This window comes from Chitinophaga skermanii (assembly GCF_003259335.1).
GTDB classification, from domain to species: Bacteria; Bacteroidota; Bacteroidia; order Chitinophagales; family Chitinophagaceae; genus Chitinophaga; species Chitinophaga skermanii.
In genome coordinates this window covers 204150-229941 of the sequence record NZ_QLLL01000009.1, presented here as the reverse complement: position 1 = coordinate 229941, position 25792 = coordinate 204150, and the positions used below count along the sequence as shown (strand labels likewise).

The 25792-nt window shown below is 42.1% G+C and carries 27 protein-coding genes; 11 read left to right on the top strand and 16 right to left on the bottom strand.

Annotated features, from left to right (window positions below; translation table 11 throughout):
* Positions 1 to 3 precede the first annotated feature (3 nt).
* The 4 genes from LX64_RS21925 (at position 4) to LX64_RS21910 (ending at position 5043) form a co-directional block, all read left to right on the top strand.
* Positions 4 to 756 (top strand): zinc ribbon domain-containing protein, encoded by a 753-nt coding sequence (locus tag LX64_RS21925; RefSeq protein ID WP_111599834.1) that lies wholly within the window; start codon positions 4 to 6, stop codon positions 754 to 756.
* A gap of 131 nt (positions 757 to 887) precedes the next feature.
* Positions 888 to 2378 (top strand): tetratricopeptide repeat protein, encoded by a 1491-nt coding sequence (locus LX64_RS21920; protein WP_111599833.1) that lies wholly within the window; start codon positions 888 to 890, stop codon positions 2376 to 2378.
* A gap of 93 nt (positions 2379 to 2471) precedes the next feature.
* Positions 2472 to 4127 (top strand): DNA repair protein RecN, encoded by a 1656-nt coding sequence (gene recN, locus LX64_RS21915; protein ID WP_111599832.1) that lies wholly within the window; start codon positions 2472 to 2474, stop codon positions 4125 to 4127.
* 100 nt (positions 4128 to 4227) lie between these two features.
* Positions 4228 to 5043: an enoyl-ACP reductase FabI gene (locus tag LX64_RS21910; RefSeq protein ID WP_111599831.1), complete on the top strand. Its 816-nt coding sequence runs from the start codon at positions 4228 to 4230 to the stop codon at positions 5041 to 5043.
* 119 nt (positions 5044 to 5162) lie between these two features.
* On the opposite strand, the gene LX64_RS21905 is transcribed toward LX64_RS21910, so the two are convergent.
* Positions 5163 to 5384, bottom strand: a complete 222-nt coding sequence (locus tag LX64_RS21905) for a DUF2795 domain-containing protein (protein ID WP_012794455.1) — start codon at positions 5382 to 5384, stop codon at positions 5163 to 5165.
* A 99-nt stretch (positions 5385 to 5483) separates the two neighbouring features.
* Here LX64_RS21905 and LX64_RS21900 point away from each other — a divergent pair, with 99 nt between their 5' ends.
* On the top strand, positions 5484 to 6167 hold the full coding sequence (locus tag LX64_RS21900) for an ABC transporter ATP-binding protein (RefSeq protein ID WP_111599830.1): 684 nt from the start codon (positions 5484 to 5486) through the stop codon (positions 6165 to 6167).
* An 18-nt stretch (positions 6168 to 6185) separates the two neighbouring features.
* Here the strand turns inward: LX64_RS21900 and rfbD are convergent, their stop codons facing one another.
* The 6 genes from rfbD to LX64_RS21870 form a co-directional block, all read right to left on the bottom strand.
* Positions 6186 to 7049, bottom strand: a complete 864-nt coding sequence (gene rfbD, locus LX64_RS21895) for a dTDP-4-dehydrorhamnose reductase (RefSeq protein WP_111599829.1) — start codon at positions 7047 to 7049, stop codon at positions 6186 to 6188.
* A gap of 5 nt (positions 7050 to 7054) precedes the next feature.
* Positions 7055 to 7618: a dTDP-4-dehydrorhamnose 3,5-epimerase gene (gene rfbC, locus LX64_RS21890; protein ID WP_111599828.1), complete on the bottom strand. Its 564-nt coding sequence runs from the start codon at positions 7616 to 7618 to the stop codon at positions 7055 to 7057.
* Positions 7619 to 7642: 24 nt separating this feature from the next.
* On the bottom strand, positions 7643 to 8698 hold the full coding sequence (gene rfbB, locus LX64_RS21885) for a dTDP-glucose 4,6-dehydratase (RefSeq protein WP_111599827.1): 1056 nt from the start codon (positions 8696 to 8698) through the stop codon (positions 7643 to 7645).
* Positions 8699 to 8775: 77 nt separating this feature from the next.
* Positions 8776 to 9720 (bottom strand): UDP-glucuronic acid decarboxylase family protein, encoded by a 945-nt coding sequence (locus LX64_RS21880; RefSeq protein ID WP_111599826.1) that lies wholly within the window; start codon positions 9718 to 9720, stop codon positions 8776 to 8778.
* A gap of 12 nt (positions 9721 to 9732) precedes the next feature.
* The gene (locus tag LX64_RS21875; protein WP_111599825.1) at positions 9733 to 11046 is read right to left on the bottom strand and encodes a UDP-glucose dehydrogenase family protein; all 1314 of its coding nucleotides are present in this window, start codon (positions 11044 to 11046) and stop codon (positions 9733 to 9735) included.
* Positions 11047 to 11053: 7 nt separating this feature from the next.
* The gene (locus tag LX64_RS21870; protein WP_111599824.1) at positions 11054 to 12181 is read right to left on the bottom strand and encodes a DegT/DnrJ/EryC1/StrS family aminotransferase; all 1128 of its coding nucleotides are present in this window, start codon (positions 12179 to 12181) and stop codon (positions 11054 to 11056) included.
* A 105-nt stretch (positions 12182 to 12286) separates the two neighbouring features.
* Here LX64_RS21870 and LX64_RS21865 point away from each other — a divergent pair, with 105 nt between their 5' ends.
* Positions 12287 to 13549, top strand: coding sequence for a 3-deoxy-D-manno-octulosonic acid transferase (locus LX64_RS21865; protein ID WP_245952774.1), 1263 nt, complete (start codon positions 12287 to 12289; stop codon positions 13547 to 13549).
* Here LX64_RS21865 and LX64_RS21860 read toward each other — a convergent pair.
* On the bottom strand, positions 13519 to 14358 hold the full coding sequence (locus LX64_RS21860; RefSeq protein WP_111599823.1) for a hypothetical protein: 840 nt from the start codon (positions 14356 to 14358) through the stop codon (positions 13519 to 13521). The genes LX64_RS21865 and LX64_RS21860 overlap by 31 nt on opposite strands.
* 90 nt (positions 14359 to 14448) lie before the next feature.
* On the opposite strand from LX64_RS21860, the gene LX64_RS21855 reads away from it, so the two are divergent.
* Positions 14449 to 15018 carry a thymidine kinase gene (locus LX64_RS21855; RefSeq protein ID WP_111599822.1) on the top strand — a complete coding sequence of 190 codons (570 nt, stop codon included), beginning with the start codon at positions 14449 to 14451 and terminating at the stop codon, positions 15016 to 15018.
* A gap of 35 nt (positions 15019 to 15053) precedes the next feature.
* On the opposite strand, the gene LX64_RS21850 is transcribed toward LX64_RS21855, so the two are convergent.
* Both LX64_RS21850 and accC read right to left on the bottom strand, forming a co-directional pair.
* The gene (locus LX64_RS21850; RefSeq protein ID WP_111599821.1) at positions 15054 to 15584 is read right to left on the bottom strand and encodes a GtrA family protein; all 531 of its coding nucleotides are present in this window, start codon (positions 15582 to 15584) and stop codon (positions 15054 to 15056) included.
* Between the two features lie 87 nt (positions 15585 to 15671).
* Positions 15672 to 17147 carry an acetyl-CoA carboxylase biotin carboxylase subunit gene (gene accC / locus LX64_RS21845; protein ID WP_111599874.1) on the bottom strand — a complete coding sequence of 492 codons (1476 nt, stop codon included), beginning with the start codon at positions 17145 to 17147 and terminating at the stop codon, positions 15672 to 15674.
* A gap of 95 nt (positions 17148 to 17242) precedes the next feature.
* Between accC and LX64_RS21840 the strand changes: the two genes are divergently transcribed.
* On the top strand, positions 17243 to 17905 hold the full coding sequence (locus LX64_RS21840) for a heme exporter protein CcmB (protein ID WP_111599873.1): 663 nt from the start codon (positions 17243 to 17245) through the stop codon (positions 17903 to 17905).
* Positions 17906 to 17912: 7 nt separating this feature from the next.
* Here the strand turns inward: LX64_RS21840 and LX64_RS21835 are convergent, their stop codons facing one another.
* A complete protein-coding gene (locus LX64_RS21835; RefSeq protein WP_111599820.1) occupies positions 17913 to 18872 on the bottom strand; it encodes a hypothetical protein in 960 nt (319 codons plus the stop codon).
* A gap of 789 nt (positions 18873 to 19661) precedes the next feature.
* On the opposite strand from LX64_RS21835, the gene ccsA reads away from it, so the two are divergent.
* Genes ccsA through LX64_RS21820 form a run of 3 tightly spaced genes read left to right on the top strand, consistent with a single transcriptional unit; the run spans position 19662 to position 22168 of the window.
* Positions 19662 to 20477, top strand: coding sequence for a cytochrome c biogenesis protein CcsA (ccsA, locus tag LX64_RS21830; protein ID WP_245952772.1), 816 nt, complete (start codon positions 19662 to 19664; stop codon positions 20475 to 20477).
* Positions 20470 to 20709: a CcmD family protein gene (locus LX64_RS21825; RefSeq protein WP_111599819.1), complete on the top strand. Its 240-nt coding sequence runs from the start codon at positions 20470 to 20472 to the stop codon at positions 20707 to 20709. The genes ccsA and LX64_RS21825 overlap by 8 nt, the downstream gene beginning before the upstream one ends.
* Before the next feature lie 28 nt (positions 20710 to 20737).
* Complete coding sequence (locus LX64_RS21820) at positions 20738 to 22168, top strand: Glu/Leu/Phe/Val family dehydrogenase (protein WP_111599818.1); 1431 nt, start codon at positions 20738 to 20740, stop codon at positions 22166 to 22168.
* A gap of 74 nt (positions 22169 to 22242) precedes the next feature.
* Here LX64_RS21820 and LX64_RS21815 read toward each other — a convergent pair whose 3' ends face one another.
* The 5 genes from LX64_RS21815 to LX64_RS21795 all read right to left on the bottom strand — a co-directional run bounded on the left by LX64_RS21815 (position 22243) and on the right by LX64_RS21795 (position 25765).
* Positions 22243 to 22761, bottom strand: coding sequence for a DUF6169 family protein (locus tag LX64_RS21815; protein ID WP_148707425.1), 519 nt, complete (start codon positions 22759 to 22761; stop codon positions 22243 to 22245).
* A complete protein-coding gene (locus LX64_RS26095; RefSeq protein ID WP_158538706.1) occupies positions 22745 to 22900 on the bottom strand; it encodes a hypothetical protein in 156 nt (51 codons plus the stop codon). The genes LX64_RS21815 and LX64_RS26095 overlap by 17 nt, the downstream gene beginning before the upstream one ends.
* A gap of 634 nt (positions 22901 to 23534) precedes the next feature.
* A complete protein-coding gene (locus LX64_RS21810) occupies positions 23535 to 24074 on the bottom strand; it encodes a hypothetical protein (RefSeq protein WP_111599816.1) in 540 nt (179 codons plus the stop codon).
* Between the two features lie 888 nt (positions 24075 to 24962).
* Entirely contained in the window at positions 24963 to 25319 is a 357-nt protein-coding gene (locus LX64_RS21800; protein ID WP_111599815.1) for a DUF6717 family protein, read from the bottom strand.
* Complete coding sequence (locus tag LX64_RS21795; protein WP_111599814.1) at positions 25319 to 25765, bottom strand: type I restriction enzyme HsdR N-terminal domain-containing protein; 447 nt, start codon at positions 25763 to 25765, stop codon at positions 25319 to 25321. Before LX64_RS21795 ends, LX64_RS21800 begins: the two co-directional genes overlap by 1 nt.
* Positions 25766 to 25792 lie beyond the last annotated feature (27 nt).

Sequence of the window (25792 nt, the reverse complement as noted above, 5' to 3'; positions counted from 1 at the left end):
TACATGGCTACTGTTAAAGAATACTCTGTAGAGGAAAAATTAGTGTCTGTACTGAAGTTACAGAAGATTGACTCTAAGTTGGACGAGATCCAAATCCTTAAAGGGGAGTTGCCGATCGAAGTTAAAGACTTGGAAGATGAGATCGAGGGCCTTAACCACCGCCAATCTCATATCGAAGAGGAAGTGAAAGGCATCCAAGACTTCATTAGTTCTAAAAAGAACTTGATGAAAGATGCGGACGCTTTGATCAAAAAGTACGAGAAACAACAGAACAACGTTAAAAACAGCCGTGAGTTTGAAGCGATTAGCAAGGAAATTGAAATGCAAACGCTTGAAATTAAACTAGCTGAAAAGCATATCAAAGACGCTAACGAAGAAATTAAAGATAAATCTCGTGTTCTTGAATCAGCAAAAAGAAGCATTAGTGATAAAGAAAGTAACCTGAAACACAAGAAAGGTGAACTCGAAAAAATCATCGGCGAAACTGAGAAAGAAGAAAAAGCATACCGTAAACAAAGTGACGAAGCTCGTGAGAAAGTAGATGCTCGTTTATTGTCGGCTTACGAAAAAATCCGTAAAAACTACCGTAACGGTTTAGCCGTGGTAACAATCGTAAGAGATTCTTGCGGTGGTTGCTTCAACGCTATCCCGCCACAACGCCAAGCAGAAATTCGTCAACGTAAGAAAATCATCGTTTGCGAACACTGTGGTCGTATCTTGGTAGATAATGATCTCGATGCATCCACCGAGATTTAATTGAAATAAGGGTTTATAAAAATACAAGAAAAAAGAGGGCATCTTAGGATGCTCTTTTTTTTATTGCCCGATTTTTGCTAGTCCTAGGCAAAAACAAATCATATCTGCCCATTATTATTAGAATTTCGATTATGCGTTTCGTACTGTTCCTATTACTCGTATGTGTATTCCCTGCTTCAGCACTATTCGCCCAGCAGAAAACTTACGATTTCAACCCACGCTGCCAAGAGGCCTACGATGCTATTATGCAACTCCGCCTTGGTACCGGTAAAGCTTTGTTAGAAGCGGAGAAAAGAGAGAACCCGAATAACCTCATACCGTATTTTTTAGATAATTATTGCGATTTCTTCCCCCTTTTCTTTAATGAAGATCCCGCTGAATATAATAGTAAGAAGCAGTTACGCGCCGAAAGGATCTCCAAAATGCAGGAAGGCCCCTCCGAATCGCCTTATTACCTCTATACCCAAGCCGCCATCAAGTTCCAATGGGCGCTGGTAAGGGTTAAATTCGGGGAGAAATGGGATGCCACTTGGGAAATCCGCCGCGCATACCAACAATTCAAAGATAATAACCGCAAATTTCCCTCCTTTCTACCCAACACGATGATGATTGGCACGATGCAAACCGTGTTCGGTACCATTCCCGAAGGGTATAAATGGATTACCAATATCCTTGGACTCAAAGGCAGCATTAAAACCGGCATGCAAAACATGAATAATTTCGTGAATAGCCAAGCCCCCACTGCCGTTATATTCAAAGAAGAGTCGTATTACTATTACTGCTACTTAAAACTATTTATAGAAAATAAACCCGAAGAACTCTGGCAATTCATTCAACAACGCCAGCTCGATACCAAGCACAATTACCTCTTTGCCTTAATGGTGGCTAATTTGTCGATGAATAACCAAAAGGCTGCCCAAGGCTTAGAAGTACTCGCTAACCGGGTGCCGAGCAACGAGTATACCGATTTATATTACCAATATTACCTCGCCGGCGTAATGCGTCTCGACCATCTCGACGATAGTGCCGTGGTGTATTTCGATAAGTTCTTACGTAATTTCAAAGGCAAGTTCTATGTGAAGGAAGCCTTACAGCGGATGAGTTGGGCCTATTATATTAAAGGCAACCAGGATATGGCAAATAAATACCGCCAAATGATCCTGAACCGTGGCAACACGGAAACGGATGCCGACAAACAAGCCCTCAAGGATGCGAAAAGCGGCAAATGGCCAAATGTAACTTTGCTGAAAGCCCGCTTGTTGAGCGATGGCGGTTATTTCAATGAAGCCTTGCAATTACTGCAAACTAAGAAGGCGGCCGATTTTAGTACCATCAGCGAGCAATTGGAGTATGCCTACCGTTTAGGTCGTATTTACGACGATATAGGTAATGATGATCAAGCAATTAGGATGTACCAGGTAACCATGCGTTTGGGCGCTAACAGGCCGGAATATTTTGCGGCCCGGTCGGCATTACAAATGGGTTATATTTATGAAAAAAGAAAAGATAAAGACAAGGCCATCGAGTGTTTTAACGCATGTTTAGATATGGAAGGCCACGACTATAAAAATTCCTTGGATCAACGCGCAAAAGCAGGCCTATTAAGGGTTAACGGCGGTTGAGCATGCAAACCTGCAATAAATGTGGGTAAATGTAATTTTCTTTGTTGATTTTTATTTGGAATTTGGTGGTCGCAAATAGGAACTACCTGTGATATGTTGCAACGTTTAATTATTCAGAACTACGCCATTATTGAGCACCTTGAAGTTGACTTTTCGGGCAACTTAAATGTGATTACCGGGGAAACGGGCGCCGGTAAATCTATCCTATTGGGTGCATTATCGCTTATTTTAGGCGATCGTGCCGATCCCGGGGTGCTTTTCGATAAAGACCGCAAGTGTGTAATCGAGGGCATTTTTACCGTACGTAAACAGCAAATACAGCCATTTTTCGAGGAACATGAGCTCGACATTGAAGGCGAGCAGGTGATTATTCGTCGTGAAATTAGTTCGGCGGGTAAATCACGGGCGTTTATCAACGATACGCCGGTGAACCTATCCCAATTATCCGATCTCACGAGTTTCTTCGTGGATTTACACCAGCAATTTGATACCCTGGATTTAGGCTTATCGGAGTTTCAACGTGAGGTTATTGATACTTTGTCGTTGAACGCAGAGGTTTTGCATACTTACAGCATTGGGTATGCTAAATACCTCAGCACCCAGCAATCGCTGGCAAATGCTATCCAATTACGCGACGACTCCAATAAAACCACCGATTACAATAAGTTCTTATTAGACGAGTTAGTAGAAGCCAATTTCAGTGAAAACGAAATTGAGCAGGCCGATGCCGATTTGAAAGTATTAAGTCATAGCGAAGAGATTAAGAACACGCTGAATAGGATTTATTATCAATTGGAAGAAGATGAACAACCCATTCTGCAAACACTTAAACAGTTGCAGTCGAGTTTACAATCCCTCGCCAATTTCCATAAAGACATCCCTAGCCTCGCTGGCAGGATGCAATCCTCTTACGTTGAGTTACAAGACATTACCCAAGAGATTGAGCGTTTAAACGACCAAGTGAATTTCGACGGGGCTAAAATGGAACAGTTGAGTGATCGGCTGGCTTTGGGTTATAAACTGTTCAAAAAGCACGGTGTACAAACTACGAACGAGCTATTAGCCATCCAACAGCACCTCCAAGAAGGTTTGGATAATGTGCTGAACCTCGACGATAAGATCAGCCAATTGGAAAAAGAATTGGCCCAACAACAAAGCAAATTACAGCAACAAGCCGATGCCATCACTAAGCGCCGTGCAGCCCAAGTTACGCCGTTCGAGCAAAAAGTAAACGAACTGCTGGTGCAAGTAGGTATGCCAAATGCCCGTATCAAAGTAAGTATGAACACCACCGCTTTAGGTCCTTTCGGGCAAGACGAGATCGTGTTCCTCTTCGATGCGAACAAAAGCAACCATTTTGCGCCTATTAGGAAGGTAGCGAGTGGGGGTGAGCTAAGCAGGTTGATGTTGTGTATAAAATCGCTTGTAGCGAGCAAAGAAGCGTTACCAACCTTAATCTTTGATGAGATTGATACCGGTATTTCCGGGGAAGCTGCCAAACAGGTAGGTATTATCATGAAAGAACTGGCCAAGGCGCACCAAGTAATTTGTATTACGCACCAGCCGCAAATTGCAGGTAAAGCAGATGCACATTATTTCGTGTATAAGAAAACCGAGAACCAGAAGGTGACTTCGCACATTAGGGTACTAAGCCGCGAAGAACGCATTCAAGCCATTGCCCAGATGCTAGGAGGTGAAAAACCAACGGCAGCAGCATTGGAAAATGCAAGGGAGATGGTGATGAATTAAGCCCATGTAACGTAGTCAAAAACTTGACTATAAAACATATAAGGATTTTTCAACTTTAGAAATTCGACTTTAACAACTATTTTTGCCAAAATTTAGATCAATGGCTCAAAACTTATTACAAGGTAAGAAAGGCATCATCTTTGGTGCATTGGATGAAAAATCCATTGCCTGGAAAACAGCTAAGCGTTGTGTGGAACAAGGTGCACAGATCGTACTTACCAACGCTCCAATTGCATTGCGCATGGGCGAAATTAAGAAGCTAGCAGAAGAATGTAACGCGCCGGTTATCCCTGCCGATGTTACCAATATGGACGATTTGAACAATTTGTTCACGAAATCTATGGAGCATTTCGGTGGTCAAGTTGACTTCGTTTTACACTCTGTTGGTATGAGTATCAATATGCGTAAAGGCAATCCTTACACGGATTTGAACTACGACTTCACGCAAAAAACAATGGATATTTCAGCTTTGTCATTACACCGTGTATTACAAACTGCTTATAAATTGGATGCGATCTCTGAATACGGTTCAGTAGTAGCACTTACTTACATCGCGGCACAACGTGTATTCCCTGATTATAGCGAAATGGCAGATGCTAAAGCTATGTTGGAATCAATCGCACGTAGCTTCGGTTACCACTATGGTGTTAAAAACAAAGTGAGAATCAATACCATCTCTCAATCTCCAGTTAGAACAACTGCAGGTAGCGGCGTTAAAGGTTTCGATGGCTTCGTGAACTACGCAGACCAAATGAGCCCATTAGGCAATGCTTCTGCTGACCAATGTGCTGATTACACGGTGACTTTATTCTCCGACTTAACGCGCATGGTAACGATGCAGAACCTTTACCACGACGGTGGTTTCTCTTCAATGGGTATTTCTTTACCGGTTGCTGAGAAAATGGCGTCTGAATAATACTTTCACACGAAAACGTGTACAAATAAAAAAGCCGTCTCTACATTGTAGAGACGGTAAATTTTTTTAGAGCATAAGGAACTATGCTGGGGCGTCTTTCCAAAGACTAAAGACGAATATTAATATTCATCTTCGTTAAAGAAGAAATCGTCTTGTGAAGGATAATCAGACCAAATGTCTTCAATACCTTCATAAATTTCTCCCTCGTCTTCCAGTTCCTGCAAGTTTTCGATCACTTCGATAGGTGCACCGGAACGGATGGCGTAGTCAATGAGTTCGTCTTTGGTAGCCGGCCATGGAGCATCCTCCAAGTAAGAAGCTAATTCTAAAGTCCAGTACATCGTATTAAAAGTTTTACTTTTCTAATTTTTCGCAAAAGTATTATTTAATTTGAAATAAACAACGTTTACTATTTTAACGGTTAATTACATTAAATACTTATGCTTACTGCACACGGTCTCACCAAAAATTATTCCAATCTGCCCGTTTTAAAGGGAGTTGACATTATTGTCAGTAAAGGTGAAATAGTGACCATCGTGGGCTCGTCGGGTGCAGGCAAGAGTACATTACTGCATATTTTAGGGACCTTAGACAGACCCACAGGCGGCGAAGTATGGTTGGGGGATGTCAATATTACAGCCCTGAAAGGCAATAAGTTAGCCGATTTTAGGAACCGGAACATGGGATTTATTTTCCAGTTCCACCATTTATTACCCGAATTCTCGGCCTTAGAGAATGTTTGTATCCCGGGGTATATCAAAGGTTCCAAGAAAGAAGAAGTGAAAGAAAGGGCTATGTATTTGCTCGAAATTTTGGGATTAAAGGATAGGATGGACCACAGGCCTTCCCAATTATCCGGTGGCGAAGCACAACGCGTAGCCGTGGCAAGAGCCCTTATAAATAACCCAAAAATCGTTCTCGCCGATGAACCAACGGGCAACCTCGACTCGAAAAATGCCCGTGAACTCCACGAATTATTCATTTCCCTCAGTCAAAAATTAGATCAAACCTTCGTTATTGTTACCCACAATGAAGATTTAGCACGTATGAGTACCCGCCAGCTAATTATGAAAGATGGCAGAATTGTAAGCGAATCTTCACCTACAACCCCGCCATCGATCTAAAAGAAATAAGGCTATTATTTATTTACCTAGGCAAGTTCTTAAGCTCTCTTTCCAATAAGGAATTTTGATACCGAACGTTTCCTTGATTTTTGTTTTGTTTAATACACTATAAGTAGGGCGCTGTGCCGGGGTAGGGTATGCTTCCGATGTAATAGGGAATACTTCGCAGGCAGCACCTGTTAATTCCTTAATTGCATATGCGAAATCGAACCAAGAGGCAACTCCTTCATTGCTGAAATGGTACACGCCACCCAGTTGGTGATCGCGGTTTACACTAACGGTTTCGATGATGGCCATAATCGCTTGGGCTAAATCGCCGGCATAAGTAGGTGTACCTACTTGGTCGAATACAATGTTTAACTCGTTGCGTTCAGCCATAAGTTGTTGCATTCTGTTAGCGAAGTTTACACCGTAATTAGAATAAAGCCAAGAAGTACGCAGCACAATAGAGCGTGGGTCGCTACCTAATGCCACGGCTTCGCCGCGGGCTTTAGAGGCACCGTATACGCTATTAGGACTGGCTTCTTCGGTTTCTTTATAAGGTTTGTTGGCTTTACCATCGAATACGTAATCGGTAGAAACGTGGATAAGCTGCGTGTTATTAGCTGCACAAGCTTCTGCTAAATACAAGGTGGCTTCGAAGTTTAGTTTAAACGCTATTTCTTCTTCAGTTTCAGCTTTATCTACAGCTGTATAGGCCGCGCAATTGATCAAGTAAGCAAATTGACCACCTGCCAAAAAAGCATTCACAGCATCTTGATTGGTAATATCAAGCTGTTCAACGTCGGTAAATGTAAAATTGTATTGCGGGTAGCGGCCGGCTAATGCCTGGAACGTTTGGCCCAATTGGCCATAACCGCCGGTTACGAGAATATTTTCCATGAGATTTATTGAGCGTTGTAAACGAAATTATGTACACAATTTTCTAAAGTAGGTAACACAACATCTTTTTCAGATACTTGTGCCAGCGAAAGATCGAATCCCCAATCAATGTTCAAAGCTGGGTCGTTATAGATAATGCCGCCTTCGCTGGGTTTGTGATAAAAGTTATCACATTTATACATTACTTCGGCAGTTTCACTAAGTACGGAATAACCATGGGCAAAACCTTTCGGTACGAGTAATTGTAATTTATTTTCTGCTGATAACTCGATCGAGAATACCTTACCGTAAGTAGGAGAACCTTTGCGGATATCTACCACCACATCTAAAATTTTCCCTTCCAATGCACGGATCAATTTTGTTTGTGCATAGGGTTCTTGTTGGAAATGCAAGCCGCGTAATACGCCAAATGTAGAGCGTGCTTGGTTGTCTTGCACAAATTTTATGTCAACGCCCTCTGCCAAGAACGTATTGTAATTATAGCTTTCGAAGAAATAGCCACGACTATCGGGGAACACGCGCGGTTCATAAATCAATAAGTCGGGTATTCCTGTTTGTGTAAACGGCATTGCTAGCAGGTTTGAAATATTCAGTTATCGTTGTTCGTATTGCGTTTCGTAGTATTGTTTGTAGGTGCCGCTCGTAACGTGGTCGAGCCATTCTTGGTTAGCTAAGTACCAATCGACTGTTTTCTCTAAACCTTCTTCAAATTGCAAGGAAGGTGCCCAGCCGAGTTCTTTGTTCAGCTTGGTAGCATCAATAGCATAGCGGAGATCGTGGCCGGCACGGTCTTTTACGAAGGTAATGAGTTGAGCGGATGTACCGGGTTCGCGCCCCAATTTCTCGTCCATAACCTTGCAAAGCAAGTGAATGAGATCGATGTTTTTCCATTCGTTGAAGCCGCCGATATTATAGGTTTCGCCGGTTTTACCATCGTGGAAAATAGTATCAATAGCACGGGCATGATCTTCTACAAACAGCCAGTCGCGTACGTTTTCGCCTTTGCCATATACGGGAACAGGTTTGTTGTTCTTGATGTTGTGGATGGCTAAAGGAATTAATTTTTCCGGGAAGTGGTTAGAACCGTAGTTATTAGAGCAGTTCGATAACACCACCGGTAAATGGTAGGTATGATAATAAGCGCGAACAAAGTGGTCGGAGCTAGCTTTGGATGCTGAGTAAGGAGAGCGTGGATCGTAGGCGGTTTCTTCTGTGAATAGGCCTTCTTCTCCTAATGTGCCGTACACTTCGTCGGTCGACACATGGTAGAAACGTTTGCCCTCGCTATTGTCTTTCCAAATTTTGCGCGCAGCATTTAATAAGATGGCAGTACCTAGTACGTTGGTTTTAATGAAGGCCAACGGGTCGAGGATAGAACGGTCAACATGGCTTTCAGCCGCGAGATGGATAACCCCGTCGAATTGTTGATCTTCAAATAATTTGTTGATAAAAGTTTCGTCGGTGATATCGCCTTTCACGAAAGTATAATTCGGAGCTTGGTCAACATCTTTCAAGTTTTCCAAGTTACCTGCATAGGTTAATGCATCGAGGTTGAAGATGCTATAGTCGGGATATTTATTCACAAATAATCTTACGACGTGCGAACCGATAAAGCCGGCACCACCGGTTATCAACAATTTCTTCTTCATATCTATTACTGGTTAGAATATGGTTCTTTATAAGAAACAATGGCCGACAAATTTGAGGATTGCCGGCCAGTTGTGTTTTATTTTTTGAGTGCTTGTTTAAAGTACTCGTAGGTAATTTTTAGACCTTCTTGGCGGTCGACTTTCGGTTCCCAGCCAAGGATTTCTTTTGCTTTCGTGATATCAGGTTTGCGTTGTTTCGGATCGTCTTTAGGCAGTGCTTGGAAAACGATTTTTTGATCGGCCCCTGTTAATGCTAAGATCTCTTCTGCGAATTGTAGCAGGGTGATTTCGCTTGGGTTACCGATGTTTACCGGCAAATGATAATCGCTGAGCAATAAGCGGTAGATACCTTCCACTAAATCGGCTACATAACAGAAAGAGCGGGTTTGAGAACCGTCGCCAAATACTGTTAAATCCTGTCCGGTTAATGCTTGGCTCATGAAAGCAGGCAATGCTCTACCATCATCGAGTCGCATGCGTGGACCGTATGTATTGAAGATGCGGATGATTCTTGTTTCTACACCGTGGAAATTGTGGTAAGCCATGGTGATCGATTCCATGAATCGTTTTGCTTCATCGTATACGCCTCTTGGGCCTACTGGGTTTACGTTACCCCAATACTCTTCCGTTTGCGGGTGTACCAAAGGATCACCGTATACCTCGGAAGTAGAAGCCACTAAGATGCGTGCCTTTTTCGCTTTCGCCAAGCCTAACAAGTTGTGTGTTCCTAATGAACCCACTTTCAATGTTTGGATCGGCATTTTTAAATAATCGATAGGGCTTGCCGGTGATGCGAAGTGAAGAATATAATCCAATTCACCAGGGATATGCACGAATTTCGTTACATCATGATGATAGAATTCGAAGCTCTCTAAGGGGAATAGGTGTTCAATATTTTTTGCATTACCTGTAGAGAAGTTATCCATACCAATAACATGGTAACCTTCTTTGATAAAGCGATCACACAAATGCGAACCGAGGAAACCTGCGGCGCCGGTGATCAAGATGCGTTTTTTACTCATAGCAAGTAGAAATTAAAGGTTTACAGGTGTGCGTCCAACACTTTCGTAATGGAAACCCAGTTCTTGCATACGGCTCACTTCAAACAAGTTTCTACCGTCGAAAATAACTTGGTTTTTCAATGACGATTTAATTTTATCGAAATCAGGCGTTCTGAAAACACTCCATTCCGTTGCAATGATCAGCGCATCAGCGTTTTCTAAACTATCGTATTGATGTTCGGCGTAAGTAACAATATCACCCACAACACCTCGTACATTCGGCATTGCTTCGGGATCAAATACACTTACTGTAGCGCCAGCTTTCGTTAACGCCTCAATGATGTATAAAGCAGGAGCCTCGCGGATATCGTCGGTATTCGGCTTGAAGGCTAAACCCCACAATGCGAAATGCTTCCCTTTTAAGTCGTTATTAAAATACGCTTCAATCTTCGGCAATAAGAACAATTTTTGCTTCTCGTTCACATCCATTACCGCGTTCAATATTTTGAAGTCGTAACTTACCTCTTCTGAAGATTTCACCAACGCTTGCACGTCTTTAGGGAAACAGCTGCCACCGTAACCTATGCCCGGGAATAAAAAGCGTTTACCAATACGCTCGTCGCTACCAATACCTCTACGAACCATGTCTACATCCGCGCCTAATTTTTCGCAAAGGATGGCGATTTCGTTCATGAAAGAGATTTTAGTCGCTAAGAATGAGTTCGCAGCGTACTTCGTTAATTCAGCCGATTTCTCGTCCATATAGATCACTGGGTTACCTTGGCGAACGTAAGGAGCGTATAAATCGCCCATGATTTTACGTGCTCTTTCGCTTTCAGTACCAATTACCACGCGGTCTGGTTTCATGAAATCGTCAACAGCAACACCTTCACGTAAGAATTCTGGGTTCGACACTACATCGAACGGAACTTTACAATGTTTGGCAATTACTGCGCGTACTTTTTCCGCTGTACCTACAGGAACGGTACTTTTATCAACGATTACTTTGTAATCTGTTAATATTTTACCCAATTGCTCTGCCACTCCCAAAATATAAGAGAGATCCGCAGAACCATCTTCACCCGGAGGGGTTGGTAATGCTAAGAAAATAACTTGTGCATCGGCAATGCCTTCTGCCAAGTTGGTGGTAAAGTGTAGTCGGCCTTCTTTGAGGTTACGTTCAAAAAGCTTTTCTAATCCTGGCTCGTAAATAGTTACTTGGCCGCTAGATAGTTTTTTTACTTTGTTGGCATCAATATCTACACAAACTACGTCATTGCCCGTTTCGGCAAAACAGGTCCCGGTTACTAAACCTACATAACCGGTTCCCACTACTGAAATCTTCATAAGGGGGTTATTTTAAGTATGATAGAACAGATTCTATGATGTGACGCAGTTGGTCATCATCCATTTCAGTGTGTATCGGTAAGGAAATTACTTTCGTTGTTAATTCATCGGTGATTGGCAAGTTGAATTCGTCGCTACCAAATGCTGCGAACATTTTTTGTTTGTGTGCTGGCACAGGGTAGTAAATCATAGCCGGTACCCCTTTTTCGGCTAAGTAAGCCACGAATGCATTTCTATCTACATTCTCGATTTGTAGGGTGTATTGGTGGAAAACATGATAGCTATAAGGTGCTCTAAATGGCGTTGTAATTTGTGGGTGGTTCGCAAAAGCTGCATCGTAGGCATCAGCAACTTTCCTGCGAGCATTGATGTACTCGTCTAACAAAGGCAATTTCACACGTAATACCACTGCTTGCAAGGTATCTAAACGAGAGTTTACACCTACTACATCGTGGTAGTAACGGGCAGATTGACCATGGTTAGCCACCATTCTAATTTGTGCTGCCATTGCATCGTCGTTGGTGAATAAAGCACCACCGTCGCCATAGCAACCCAAGTTTTTAGAAGGGAAGAAAGAAGTACAGCCAATATGACCGATTGTACCTGCTTTTCTTGTTACGCCATCTTTACCGGTATAAGTACCGCCAATGGCTTGTGCATTATCTTCGATAACCAGCAAATTGTGTTTGTTGGCTACTTCCATAATAGCATCCATATCGCAAACATGACCGTATAAGTGTACCGGAACAATTGCTTTTGTTTTCGGTGTTATAGCAGCTTCGATCTTAGTAGGATCGATGCAATAAGTTTGAGGGTCGATATCCACGAACACCGGTTTCAAGTTCAACAAGGCGATCACTTCTGCCGTTGCGATAAAAGTGAAAGAAGGGGTAATAACCTCGTCGCCCGGTTGTAAACCGGCGGCCATCATAGCAATTTGGAGGGCATCGGTACCATTCGCGCAATTGATAACGTGTTTAATACCCAGGTAAGCTTCTAGTTCTTTACCGAACAACTGCACAGGTGCGCCATTAATAAAAGCAGCGCTTTCCAGTACTTCTTGCATGCCTGCATCAATTTGTGACTTTATCTTCGCGTACTGGCGTTTCAGATCAACCATTTGTATTGGAACCATGTGGGATATATATTTTTATTTTAAGTGTGCAAATTTACAAAAAATGAAATTGGCTAGGGGATTATATTTGCATGATTTTAATAACATTTCGTTAAAGTATTTTTAGTGGCATTGCAGATATTTTTCTATAACGTAGGTATTCGCCTGTATTCCTTTGTGGTAGGGCTTGTAGCGATTTTCGGAAACAAGAAAGCGCAGCTGTGGAAAGCTGGTCGGAAGAACTGGCCCGAACGCCTTCAACAGGCCATCCCAACAGGCAAACCCCTTATTTGGGTGCATGCCGCCTCGCTCGGTGAATTTGAACAAGGTCGCCCCGTGATCGAACAGCTCCGGGTCGATTACCCGCAGCACGGGATTCTTCTCACGTTCTTCTCACCCTCCGGCTACGAAATACGCAAAAACTACAATGGCGCCGATATCGTGTGCTACCTGCCTGCCGATACCAAGCGTAATGCCCGTCAATTCGTAAAAATTGCCCAACCCAAGCTGGCTATTTTCATAAAATACGAGTTCTGGTATCATTACCTAACCACCCTCTTTCAACAGAACATTCCCACTTTGCTTATTTCCGGTATTTTCCGCCCGAAGCAAGTATTTTTTAAGCCCCATGGCGGCTTATTCAGGCAGCTATTGGAGAAAATGACGCATCTCTTCGTTCAAAACGAAGAATCGTTACAATTGTTGCAAACCATTCACTTACAAAACGCCAGCCTCGCGGGCGATACACGTTTCGATAGGGTATGGGCTATGCGCGAAAACCCTACGGAGTTACCGGTAATTGAAACTTACGCCACGGGCAGGAAAGTAATTGCCTGCGGCAGCACTTGGCCGGCCGACGAAACTCTACTGGCCAACTGGTGGAAAAACGCCAAGCAAGACGGCCGTGCGTTGATTATAGCGCCGCACGAAATTGGGGAATCGCACATCCAGCAAATTGAACAGTTGTTCCCTGGCGCTGTACGTTATTCACAATACAAAAATGCGCCCGGTCAACAGGTGAACGTGTTAATTATCGACAATGTAGGTATGCTTAGCGCTTTATACCGCTATAGCTACATTTCGTATATCGGTGGAGGATTTGGAAAGGCGGGGATTCACAATATTTTGGAAGCGGCCACGTACAATAAACCGGTGTTATTCGGGCCTAATATCGAGAAGTTCCATGAAGCAGTAACGCTAGTGGGGTTAAAAGGCGCCTTCGTGGTACAAGATGAGTTTACCTTAGCTACCACGGTAGCGGCTTTAAGCGAGGCCGACCTCTACAAGAAAACCGCTACGATCGCCGGCAAATTTGTGGGCGATAACCAAGGTGCTACGAATAAGATTATGCAATATATTCAGGAAAAACGCTTCTTAACGATAGCGTGAAATTGCTGTACCAGGTGATCTTCTTCCTGCCAACCCAACTTAATCACCAATTCTCGCTCGATCCAGTAATTGGCTGAATGATAAGAATCTGCTTCGTTGATGGTTTTAATGGAACGATCGTACATCGCTTTGTCGCCACGGAAGAGCTCCTGTATAAACTGGAACTTGTCGTTAATACCAATGGCATTCCTTAAATCTTGCACTTTCATATCACCGAGCCTTTGCCCTACTTCCACGGTATTTTTACGTAAAATATCGTTTAATGAAGCCCCGTTTGTTTTAGGCGCTTCGGGTTGCTGGGTGTGCTGGTGGCCATTCGAACTACCATTATGATGGGTAGGTGGTTCGTAATGGGGTACTTCGAAAAGTGAAGCTTGGATTTTTTCTTCGATGCTTTGTTTTACCTTCGGCAATTCTTGCACTACCGGTACTTCCATTTGAACAGGTTGCACAGGTGGAGAAACGGGCTGTATGGCCGCTGCTGGAGCAGGAGTTGCTACTGGTGCTACGGGTTGTACAACGGGAATGTCCACATGCTGAACCGGTTGAACCGGAGGAGTAGCGGGGGTAGGAGCAGGAGAGGGTTGAACAGGGCTTGTATGCGCTGTTGGGATGTCTTCTACCACGGCCCTGTTGGGCATTATAACGGCCACATGGCTTTGTGGAGAAGGTCGCTGCTCTTGTAGTAAATGCAAATGATGCATTACCTCGGCCTGCAATAATTGTGAATAATACGAGATAGTGTGCAGGTCCGACCTGGAATTTTTCAATTCCATCAATTTCTCAATTAATGCATTTATTTTTTCCATGCCTTAATTGTTAACGCTTTTAAGGATGATTTTATTTTATTTGCATAAAGTTAAATCAATTTAACAACTTAATAATCAAAATACTAATATATGTTTATTGAACCTTCTCTTTCGGGGGGGCGTAGGGGTTGGATAGAAGTAGTTTGCGGCTCTATGTTTTCTGGTAAAACAGAAGAGCTGATCCGCCGTTTGAAACGTGCCAAGATTGCCAATTTAAAAGTTGAGATATTTAAACCACACGTAGATACACGCTACGATGTGGAAAACATTGTGTCGCACGACGAGAACAAGATATTATCTACCCCGTTGGAAAGCTCGCAGCAGATTTTGTTGTTGGCCACGGATGTGGATGTAGTGGGAATTGATGAAGCCCAATTCTTCGACGAGGAGCTGCCGAATGTGTGTGAACAATTGGCATTAAGAGGTATCCGAGTAATTGTAGCGGGTTTGGATATGGACTTCCAAGGTCGCCCTTTTGGTCCTATTCCCCAATTACTCGCCAAGGCCGATTATATTACGAAACTGCATGCTATTTGCGTAAAATGTGGCAATATCGCCAATAATTCATACCGGAAAGTAGCCGGTGGCAATACGGTATTACTCGGGGAGAAAGATCTCTACGAACCGCGTTGTAGGCATTGTTACCACGAAAATAATTAGGAAGGATTCCGTACCGCGAGGCTACGGAATTTTTTTTATGCAATATTGTTGCCGATCATTTCTTCTTCCAAGTTCTTCTCCACCTCTTCGATGGCTTTCACTTTGAAGGTAAACTTCTTCTGGGTAATGTAACTGAAGCAAACAACGATAATTACGGTTAATATCTTCGCCAGGATAGCGTTGATATGTAATTGTTCTACAAAGAGTTTCAGGAACCCGTAATTCAATAATATACAAGCACCTACGAGTAAAAAGTACCGGAATAGCTGCACGCGCCCACGGAGGTTTGATTCCGAGAACACCACGAATTTCGATAATAAAAACCCTGTAGGGAAGGTAATCGTAAAGGCGATGATAAAAGAAGCAATTGGCGCACTTACCGTTACCAAGTTGCCGATGTGCAGGTTTTGTTCATGCAACACGAAGTAGTAAGAAATCGTGTACAACACAATATCCAACAAAGTATTCCCACCGCCACACGCTAAATAGCGGAACGTTTGAAAAGAAATGTACTTCTCAAATGGTCGGTAGAAAAACGAAAGAATATTGATGATTAATTGTTGCATAAATTACCGGCGCAAAGGTACTCGTTTTTATGTAGTCCGCCAATCTGCTATGATAATTAACAATAAATTATGTTCCGGGTATATATCTTACCGCATTTCTTGTCGTTTCGACCAAGCAGTATCTTGATTAACAGGCAATTGCAAGGTGTTTACTTCTTCCCAAATTTGTGCTGCTAAGATGGCAGCTGCTTGTGTAGCATCTGCATCGTTACTGTCGAGCGATTGGGGGGTGAAGTACTTGCCAATGAAGCCGGTATCGAAATTACCGTCTATGAATTGTGGTTGTTGGAGGGCCCATTCGCCGAAAGGCAGGGTCGTGCGAATGCCTTTTACTTGGTACTCGCCGATGGCGCGGATCAAGCGTTTGCGGGCTTCTTCGCGGGTGCTGCCCCAGGCAATTAACTTCGCGATCATAGGATCGTAGAAAATTGGGATGGTCATACCTTCTTCATACCCATCATCAACACGCACACCGTAGCCTTGGGGGCGGATGTAGGTTTGTAAAGAGCCGGTGTCGGGTAAGAAGTTATTAGCAGGATCTTCTGCGCAGATGCGGAGTTCTATCGCGTGGCCATTTATTTTGAGATCGTTTTGAGAGAAGGTAAGTTTTTCGCCGCGGGCGATGTTGATTTGTTCTTTCACCAAATCTAGCCCAGTAATCATTTCTGTTACAGGGTGCTCTACTTGTAAGCGGGTGTTCATTTCCAAGAAGTAGAAGTTCAATTGTTCATCTACCAAGAATTCCACCGTACCGGCACCGTAATAGTTACAAGCGCGGGCTACATCAACCGCGCAATTACCCATTGCTTCGCGGATATCGGCCGTTAGTACAGATGATGGTGCTTCTTCAATCAATTTTTGGTGACGACGTTGGATAGAGCATTCGCGTTCGAACAGGTATACATAGTTACCGTGTTGATCGCCGAGGATTTGAATTTCTATATGTCGTGGTGCGGCTACATATTTCTCGATAAATACAGCATCGTCGCCGAAAGCGCTTTTCGCTTCGCTTTTCGCGAGGCGGATTTGTTCTTCCAGTTCATTTTCATTTTCAACGATACGCATCCCTTTACCACCGCCACCGGCAGACGCTTTCACAAGAATAGGGAAGCCGGTACGTTTCACAACTTCGCGGGCCTCGTCGAGGTCGCGTAATGGAGTTTCGGTGCCGGGTACCATGGGTACGCCGAATTGTTGTGCGGCTTGTTTAGCGGCTAACTTGCTACCCATTGTTTCGATGGAAGCGGCGGAGGGACCGATAAAAGTGATACCGGCCTCGGTTACTTGTTGCGCGAATTGCGCATTTTCGCTTAAAAACCCGTAGCCTGGGTGAATGGCATCAACGCCTAGTTGTTTCGCTACTTCGATGATCTTGCCCCCGAGCAAATACGATTGCGCGGAAGGAGCAGGCCCGATACATACGGCTTCGTCGGCATATTGCACGAATGGCATCGTACGGTCGGCTTCAGAAAAAACGGCTACTGTTTTAATGCCTAGCTCGCGTGCTGAACGCATCACTCTTAACGCTATTTCCCCTCTGTTTGCTACAAGTATTTTTTTCATGCGAAATTTTATAAAGGTGGGTAAAGTTAAGTAATTCGACATTAGGTTCCGTTTATGAGTGGGAACCTGGATAAAATGATTGTATTTTTGTGCCCGTGAATACAGCAATACAACAAATTTGGTTCTTAGTAAAGAAAGACTTGGTGCTTGAATGGCGCCAGCGGCATGCATTTTTCGGGATATTGATCTACGTTGTTTCAACGGTGTTCGTGATTCAATTGATGGTACATCAACCGGAGGAAAAAATTTGGAACGCCTTATTTTGGGTGGTACAGTTATTTGTATGTGTAAATGCCGTGGCCAAAAGTTTCTTACAAGAGAGCCGAGGACGCTTGTTGTATTATTACTCAATCGTTCACCCCCGCAACTTCATCATCGCGAAATTGCTGTATAACGTGGTGTTGATGATCATCATGAGTTTGATCACGCTAGCATGTAGCGTGGCCTTACTGGGTAACCCACTTATCAAACCCCTTTATTTCACCGGCATTGTAGTGTTAGGTGGCGTTAGCTTATCCTTACTTTTTACCATGCTTGCTGCCATTGCTGCCCAAGCTAGCCAGAATGCTGCGTTAATGGCGATCATGGGTTTCCCCTTAATTCTACCTGTATTGATGTTGCTTGCTAACATTGCCCGTAGTGCCTTTGTAACAGTATTACAACCCGGTTTACCGAGAATGTTTTTGCTGTTAGTGGGCATGGATATTCTTACGATAGCCTTGGCTTGCGTATTATTCCCGTATTTGTGGAAGGATTAGGCAACCGTTAACACTGTAATGTTTCTACGTACCGTTGCCTATTAATAGCCCGGTTGTAGCGTTGTTGCCCAAATACACCTTGCTTCTTTCGTAATTTATTTTGTGGAAATACTGGGGGGATGAGCCTTTCGGGGTGTTCTATTTGCACCTTTTTGTTGGAGGTGTGTATAACTTCTTCTACTACCTTTTCTCCAGTTACTATGGTTGTTTCTTTTGTGGTGGCTTGTTTCGCATAAACAGCAGTCATCGTCATGGCGTTCTGGTAGCCTCCACGGACCTTGTATTCGCGTTCATTTACCATTTCAATAAACACAATGCCGATCGATACAAACATGTGGCGTGGATCGTAAGGTTTTCCTTGCACCTGTAGTATAAGATCGTTGGTGATAGGCGTATTGATGGGTAGCGCTTGTGTAATAACGGCCGTACTATCCATGTCATTGGTATCGAAATTAATAGCATGGAGGCTCATGACCATCTTAAAATGGGTGGTATGTTTGGGGGCGCGTATGCGATCGCTTGGATCGAAAGCCGGTATTGTTAAGGTAGCCAAACCTTGTTGTCGATCGAGATGCACGCTATGTTTGGCCATGCAGGTACGGCGGAAGTAGGCATTTTGATTGAATTCGAAATTGGCGAGTGTTTGGATATCGCCATCTTCCACTGTTCTATTGCCCCGCTCGTGCGTAGTATCGTTTTTCAGTGCCAGCAATAGTTGCGACGATAACCGGCGGTACATCGTATTATCGGGAAACAGCGCAGCTACATCTTTTAAAGCGAATTGCATATCTGCCGCTGTTTGTGCTGCCCGCCCAAACTCCTGGCGGTGAGCGCGAATGCGGTCGTATTTGCTATCTTCCCAGTTAATTGTTTTACGGGATGTGGTATATGTAATGAACCCATTTTTAGTAGGGTAGAAGGAAACGCGTTCCAGTTTTTTCGTGTTTAAATGGATGACTTTGCCCATTGGGATTAAGATTTAGGTTGAACAAATTGTTTCCCTATATACGTCAAAAACCATGCTGAACATGCATCCTGCCAGTAATTTATAATATTGATTATCAATTCATAATGAATAAATTTAACTAACAACAATAACCCCTTGAAACAACCCTATAATAAGCGTTCACCTTACCTCTCCAAGAAGAAGTTCAACAATAAAACCCCATTCAACAAACAGCAACTAAAGGAAAGCCAAGTATGCATACGATAAACACAAAGGAAAACACGACGCTAATAGCATTGAAACACAATGCCTTTACATGGATTTACATGACAAGTACATGGACACTACAAGGAACATACGAACAAACTACATGGCAACTAGCAAACAAACACAATAACTTAATTATATATCACCATTATTGAAACAATAACAATATTGAAAGAAGTAATTCGCCCCCACCCAACAATACACGCCCCCCAACGCCCCACCGCCATTCACCACAGTACTACAAAAGCTAAATCAACGACCCGATCAAACGCCGACGCAGTCTTTCGGCGTTTGTCCTCCTTTCTTTGGTTACTTTCTTTGGAGAAGCAAAGAAAGTAACAAATAGGATTTAAAATAAACAGATATATACGCCCCCGCACAGGCTAACATATAGTAACATTTACTAATTTCGAAGAAAAGCATTACGATGCTAAAGGTTTTTTTAATGGATAGCAAAGCCGTTGGATAGATGTAAATTTCCTGGAAAAGCTTTGCCGTTATTTTTAAAACCTGTAGGTTTGCCCCCACATATATAAAGGAATAATGAAGAAAAGTTGGCTTAGTATTTCAAATATTGCAGTTATACTAGTGAGCGTAGTCATTGCCTTATTGGGTAAAGAAAGCATGGCAATTTCCTTGCCAATCGCAGCAGGCTTATTAGTTGTATACTTCATATTAAAGAGAATGGGCGTACCGATGCAGAATGCATGGAAAGTGCTCAGTGTTTTACTCCTCTTATTTACCATCATCGCCGGTTTCAATGTGAAAGTCCCTTCTATCGGCACCAACGGTCAAACTTCCCGCAACCTCGTTTTTCACGTCCCTATGTGGATAGCCATGTATACTTTGTTTACCATTTCGGTGGTGAATTCGTTACGTTATTTGGCGACGAACGATTTGCGTAAGGATATTTTGGCATCGAGTGCAGGTAGCGTGGGAGTGTTGTTTGGTGTGATGGGTTTTGTAACGGGTTCTTTATGGGCTACGTATACATGGGGTGGCACAATTACCGATGATCCGAAGCAATTGAGCACCTTCATTGCGTTGTTGATTTACTTGGCTTACTTGGTATTGCGGATGTCGTTTACAGATTTGGATAAGCGCGCCCGTGTGTCGGCGATTTATAACATCTTCGCTTTTGCGTTGTTGATCCCGTTGACTTACATCATCCCGAGAATGCAAGATTCGCTACATCCTGGTAGTGCTAGCACCCCTGGGTTTAAATCATCTGATACGGAACATACCTTGCAATTGGTTTTCTACCCGGCATTTATCGGTTGGACATTACTTTCGATTTGGATTTACACTCTCAGAGTGAGATATAAAAGATTAGCGCTTAAAAATATACTTCATGGTTAAGAGAACCTGCTTTTTATTGGCCAACTTATGCTTACTGTTCATTTCAACGGTGGCGATGGCGCAACAACAAAATACTGAAACCGGTGCTGTGAACCAGTGGATGCGTGAAGACGGCAAAATCAATGTTGTCGTATCGGTTTTGGTAATCATTTTCCTTGGTATCGTGTTATACTTGTACCGTTTAGACAGGAAATTGAAAAAGTTAGAAGACGAACAACAACAATCTAAATAACCAAAACAATATCCAAAACAACAATTTTATGGCAAATATAATCGCGCCAGAAGCTCACTATAACTTCTTTCAAAGTGTTGAAAGTAGTTTTGATAAAGCTGCGAAGTTTACCAAATGGGAGAAAGGTATCCTGGAACAGATCAAAGCATGTAACTCCGTTTACAGGATGAAATTCCCTGTACGCGTAGGTAACAGCATCGAAGTAATTGAAGCGTACCGCGTTCAGCACTCTCATCACAAACTTCCTTGTAAAGGTGGTATCCGCTTCAGCGACGAAGTGAACCAAGATGAAGTAATGGCATTGGCGGCTTTGATGACCTACAAATGCGCGATCGTGAACGTTCCTTTCGGTGGTGCGAAGGGTGGTATCAAAATCAACCCACGCAACTATACACCTTTCCAATTAGAGGCAATTACGCGTCGTTATACAGCTGAGTTGGTGAAGAAAAACTTCATTGGCCCTGGCATCGACGTACCTGCTCCTGATTACGGTACAGGCGAAAGAGAAATGAGCTGGATTTTGGATACATACATGAGTCTTCGCCCAGGTGAGGTAGATGGTTACGGTTGCGTAACTGGTAAACCAGTATCACAAGGCGGTGTTCGTGGACGTAAAGAAGCAACTGGTTTGGGTGTATTCTACGGTTTACGCGAATTGTGTAACGTGAAGGAAGACATGGCTAAATTGGGCTTAGAGCCAGGTATTGAAGGTAAGCGTGTTGTAGTACAAGGTATGGGTAACGTAGGTTACCACGCTGCTAAGTACTTCCACGAAGCAGGTGCGAAAGTTATTTGCTTGATCGAGTGGGATGGCGCTATCTTCAACGAGAACGGTTTGAATCCTGATGATGTGTTGAAACACCGTAATGAATCGGGTTCTATCGTGAACTTCCCAGGTGCTAAGAACTTGAATAAAAATACGGAAGGCTTGGAATTGGATTGCGATATCTTGATTCCTGCTGCTTTGGAAAACGTAATTGATGCACACAACGCACCCAACATCAAAGCAAAAATCATCGGTGAAGCTGCGAACGGTCCTTTGACTCCAGAAGCGGATGAAATTTTGGCTAAGAAAGGTGTAATTGTTGTACCTGATATGTTCTTGAACGCAGGTGGTGTAACGGTTTCTTACTTCGAATGGTTGAAAAACTTGAGCCACGTACGTTACGGCCGCTTGGGTAAACGCTTCGATGAAAACATGAACATCCACATCTTGCAAGTAATTGAAGACTTAACAGGTAGATCAGTATCTGCACAAGAAAGAAAATTCATTGCCCACGGTGCTGATGAGGTTGATTTAGTTTACTCTGGTTTAGAAGAAACAATGATCACCGCATTACACGAAGTACGTGCTGTAATGATGAACAATACTCAAATCCATGATATGCGTACAGCTGCTTATGTTGCTGCTATCGATAAAGTGGGTGCCGCTTACGAACAATTGGGTATCTTCCCTTGATTTGTTTGTAGTTGGAAAAATTTGGAGAAAGCCTCACCGGATGGTGGGGCTTTTTTTTGTTTGGGGAATTATTATCATCCAATATCGGGGAAGAATTCCTTTAAGGAATGATAGAATGCTCCGACATATTTTTCCTTTTCTTCGAAATCGGTTCTAACAAGAATGCTAGAGAAAAAGCCTGCTTCAAAATAGGCTTGCCCACATTCATGTATCGAGATGGGGATAGTTTTTGATATCTCTTGTCCCCACTTTTTAAATGTGCGATGCCTATTCTCTGCAAGATCTTCTTCGGTGTCGCATAGGTACAATACTGGAAGGTGTGGATTTCGAATGAAGAATTCTAGTAAGAAATTTTTGATGGTAGTACTTACTTTAGGATCATAGTGTTTTTGTCCTTTTTTACGAATAAGTTTAGGACTACAGTTAAATCCAAAATTCGGAATTAGTAGTTCTTCATTGTCTGTAGAAGTTAGGTGAAATGTAGCGAAGTACATGAAATACTTATAACCAAAGTCGGTCATAAAATAATATCCATCTTCCGTTTCTTCTATAGTATACGATTGGGGAGTTGCGGTATTAGAGTGGCTTAACAAACTTAATATCCTTAAGATTTTTTAATGGCATGTTTTTACATAAAGCATCCGCAATCCTTTTTTTATCAGCTAAAGCTTTTGTAAAAGGATTGTTTTTAGGGCTACCTGGTGATTTAATATGTTTAATTGCTTTTCCCATTATTGTAAAATTACTAATTATGTTTCATGGGGTAAAAAATAATAGTATTTTTTGCCATTTTGAGCATCTATTGTGTTGTAAATCAGATCATTATTTTTTAGTTTATTTACTGCGAATTACGTTTGAATTAAAGGTCAGTGGGGAATCAAACTATATAATCGTATCTCTTTTTAATACTAAAATGATTTAAGATAGTATAAGTCGCTTTTTGAACGGGGTTACAATGTCGGACTTTTTCATCTTTAATAATATTTAGGAGTATTATTGTTGGGCTTATTCAACAATAATATTGTTATTAAAGCATAATTTATTAATGTTGGAGTTGTTAAACATTAATACAGAATATTCTATTTATTGTTGAAAATATTCAACAATATCTTACTTATTTCAATTCCCATAAGTTAATAGATTATTAGTCAACCAATAAATACAATGAGCTTTTGTTGTCCTAATATATGGTAAATCAATGAACAGGGTTAAACTCCATTGTATACAAATTCAAGATTTGTAAAAGCTATTCCATCATTTATAAGTAGCGCATCACCACAAAAAGTTCTACCGTAAAAACATTAAGACTATTGTTAGTTGTTTTTTTGATCCTCATGCTAGGTTATTTGCAAGCATAAGAAGCTATCTAATGACGATAATCTGCATAACTATAGGTTCCTACATTACTTTCTCCTACTATAACTATTTGCCGCGTTTCCAATAAAGCTTTGATTTTTACGATTTCTAATACAAAACTAGGAAAGTATTCAGCTACTATTTTTTTAGTTTCAGGGCTATCAATGCCAACCCGGACACAACTTTCAAAATACTCGATTCCATATTCGAGACCTAGTTTCTCCATGAAAGAGTATCCATCACGAAAGAGCGAATAAAAATCATGGAGAATACCTGGATGTTTATTTCTATCAAGCGCTTCATTTAGCTTACTTAAGAGGGAATAACAAGCAAAATCAGCCGGTATGATAAATTTATCGATGAGTTGAAAAAAATCTGTTGCATGTGCAGACTTAAAAGGGAAGGGGATTAGTTCAAGATAATCATCTTCTGTTAAAAGCGATGGTAATTCTTTGTTTTGGTAAAGCCATGCTTCAAAGTTTTCCTTTGAAATCAAACCCACTTTTGCATGGATGAACATTTCTTTTATGTATGTAGGAGCATTTTCCATTATTATACTGCTTTTAATTATTCCTATTAAGCAAATTACCACGATATCCATAATAACATCCCTGCTAATTTGTCTACTATCTTCTTTTTGATTGGGGCTGGTTTAGCCAAGTTGTATTATGGTTCTGTACTGCTTCAATTTTGATTGATCCATTTAATGTTTCGTAAATAAAAGTTGGGTTGTTTTTCATTGTACTGAAAAAGATTACAACCAATTTTTCTAACGTGATTTAATCATTAATAGATTTCCTTCACAGGCACGAAATACCATCTTCTAATTGCTTAACATGCCATATAGTATCCCCATTGTTGAATCGTCACTATCAGAATTGTCGAACATAAATTGATCGTTCGTTTCCATCCCAGCCCGCATCTAAAAACATTTTCTTTGCGATTGTAATGTATTCATATACATTTTCTACGCATTCAATGGGTGAAATCGTAAAGTTTAGATTATCAATCCACATAAAGGATCGTACCCTGAAAGTTCTTAGATGATTAGGGCTATAACGAATTATTCTTCGTTAGTCTCTACTGAATGACATATAGTTTAGGTTATTAAGCTATTAGGGGAAAGATAGTACCAATTTTTAATATTTGTGTGGATAGTTGATTAGAAGGAAGAAGAGTATTGTTCCACCACAAAAAGTCCTACTGTAAAAACAGTAAGACTATTGTTAGTTGGTTTTTGATCTTCACGCTCGGTTTTAAACCTTTAGATCAAAACCGCTGAATTCAAGGTTAACAAAACAAATGGCGTAATAGTGAAAATCTACATCTCAATATGAGTGTAAAATTAGCACCATTGGGCATTGCAGCCAAATCAAGTATTTCAATAACTACTTGAGATGTGGGCAGATTTACTTCATGTTTTGTGTGAAAATTCTTCCTAATCGATTTTACGTAGGTAGATTTCTGCGGGGAATGTATCGAATACAAATAGGGTGACGTCGCATAACCAAACGGGCATGTCAACGGCAATGCCGCCGAAGAATGGTAGTATGTAATCTGCGCCGCCGCCTAGTTCGTAAGCTTTCTGGGATTGCAAGATCAATACTTCTGCAAAATCGAATGGGTAGATGTCCATTTGAATATGCACGCTCGTGTTACCTTCGGCGTATAGTTCTAGTAGCGTATCGGCGCCTAGTACCATTTCCAATTCAGCTTTATCGCCACCTTGGGCGATGAATTCGGGGAGATCGATATACCATCGACTGTCTTCTTTGTAAAATGTAAAGTTTTTCATTATTTACCGTATGTTGGCAGCGAGGGTAAAAATTCCCAGCGCTGTTGTGCTAAGTTCTTTTTACAGCAAAAAGTATGCTGGCCATTCGTAATCACGAGGTAACTAACGGGAACGGCCATATGATAGCGAATAATTTGCTCCAATACTGTTTGGGTAAGGGGTACTTCCATTTCCTTGCATTCTACGATCATCCAGGGTTGGGTGTTACGATCGTATACAATAATATCACAGCGTTTTTTGAGTTCGCCGAGGTATACTTCCTTTTCGATTGATAGGAGGGCAGCGGGATAGGCGAGTGTTTGGGTTAAATAGTTCAAGAAGTTCTGGCGTACCCACTCCTCGGGTGTTAACTGTACGTACTTTTTTCGGAACACGTCGAATATAACGTGTTGACCGTCTTGCGGTACGATTTTAAAGTTGGGAGCGGGAAATTCGATCTTGATCATCCTGCAAAACTAAGAAATCGAGGTAGT

What these genes read in the sequence shown, in the direction of transcription:
- recN (WP_111599832.1), top strand. Translation starts at nt 2,472, where the DNA reads ATGTTGCAACGTTTAATTATTCAGAACTACGCCATTATTGAGCACCTT.
- LX64_RS21925 (WP_111599834.1), top strand. Translation starts at nt 4, where the DNA reads ATGGCTACTGTTAAAGAATACTCTGTAGAGGAAAAATTAGTGTCTGTA.
- LX64_RS21835 (WP_111599820.1), bottom strand. Translation starts at nt 18,872, where the DNA reads ATGGGCAAAGTCATCCATTTAAACACGAAAAAACTGGAACGCGTTTCC.
- accC (WP_111599874.1), bottom strand. Translation starts at nt 17,147, where the DNA reads ATGAAAAAAATACTTGTAGCAAACAGAGGGGAAATAGCGTTAAGAGTG.
- LX64_RS21800 (WP_111599815.1), bottom strand. Translation starts at nt 25,319, where the DNA reads ATGAAAAACTTTACATTTTACAAAGAAGACAGTCGATGGTATATCGAT.
- rfbB (WP_111599827.1), bottom strand. Translation starts at nt 8,698, where the DNA reads ATGAAGAAGAAATTGTTGATAACCGGTGGTGCCGGCTTTATCGGTTCG.
- LX64_RS21900 (WP_111599830.1), top strand. Translation starts at nt 5,484, where the DNA reads ATGCTTACTGCACACGGTCTCACCAAAAATTATTCCAATCTGCCCGTT.
- LX64_RS26095 (WP_158538706.1), bottom strand. Translation starts at nt 22,900, where the DNA reads ATGGGAAAAGCAATTAAACATATTAAATCACCAGGTAGCCCTAAAAAC.
- LX64_RS21810 (WP_111599816.1), bottom strand. Translation starts at nt 24,074, where the DNA reads ATGGAAAATGCTCCTACATACATAAAAGAAATGTTCATCCATGCAAAA.
- rfbC (WP_111599828.1), bottom strand. Translation starts at nt 7,618, where the DNA reads ATGCCGTTTACACAAACAGGAATACCCGACTTATTGATTTATGAACCG.
- LX64_RS21860 (WP_111599823.1), bottom strand. Translation starts at nt 14,358, where the DNA reads ATGGAAAAAATAAATGCATTAATTGAGAAATTGATGGAATTGAAAAAT.
- LX64_RS21910 (WP_111599831.1), top strand. Translation starts at nt 4,228, where the DNA reads ATGGCTCAAAACTTATTACAAGGTAAGAAAGGCATCATCTTTGGTGCA.
- LX64_RS21920 (WP_111599833.1), top strand. Translation starts at nt 888, where the DNA reads ATGCGTTTCGTACTGTTCCTATTACTCGTATGTGTATTCCCTGCTTCA.
- LX64_RS21795 (WP_111599814.1), bottom strand. Translation starts at nt 25,765, where the DNA reads ATGATCAAGATCGAATTTCCCGCTCCCAACTTTAAAATCGTACCGCAA.
- LX64_RS21880 (WP_111599826.1), bottom strand. Translation starts at nt 9,720, where the DNA reads ATGAGTAAAAAACGCATCTTGATCACCGGCGCCGCAGGTTTCCTCGGT.
- LX64_RS21905 (WP_012794455.1), bottom strand. Translation starts at nt 5,384, where the DNA reads ATGTACTGGACTTTAGAATTAGCTTCTTACTTGGAGGATGCTCCATGG.
- LX64_RS21855 (WP_111599822.1), top strand. Translation starts at nt 14,449, where the DNA reads ATGTTTATTGAACCTTCTCTTTCGGGGGGGCGTAGGGGTTGGATAGAA.
- LX64_RS21820 (WP_111599818.1), top strand. Translation starts at nt 20,738, where the DNA reads ATGGCAAATATAATCGCGCCAGAAGCTCACTATAACTTCTTTCAAAGT.
- LX64_RS21875 (WP_111599825.1), bottom strand. Translation starts at nt 11,046, where the DNA reads ATGAAGATTTCAGTAGTGGGAACCGGTTATGTAGGTTTAGTAACCGGG.
- ccsA (WP_245952772.1), top strand. Translation starts at nt 19,662, where the DNA reads ATGAAGAAAAGTTGGCTTAGTATTTCAAATATTGCAGTTATACTAGTG.
- LX64_RS21850 (WP_111599821.1), bottom strand. Translation starts at nt 15,584, where the DNA reads ATGCAACAATTAATCATCAATATTCTTTCGTTTTTCTACCGACCATTT.
- rfbD (WP_111599829.1), bottom strand. Translation starts at nt 7,049, where the DNA reads ATGGAAAATATTCTCGTAACCGGCGGTTATGGCCAATTGGGCCAAACG.
- LX64_RS21825 (WP_111599819.1), top strand. Translation starts at nt 20,470, where the DNA reads ATGGTTAAGAGAACCTGCTTTTTATTGGCCAACTTATGCTTACTGTTC.
- LX64_RS21870 (WP_111599824.1), bottom strand. Translation starts at nt 12,181, where the DNA reads ATGGTTCCAATACAAATGGTTGATCTGAAACGCCAGTACGCGAAGATA.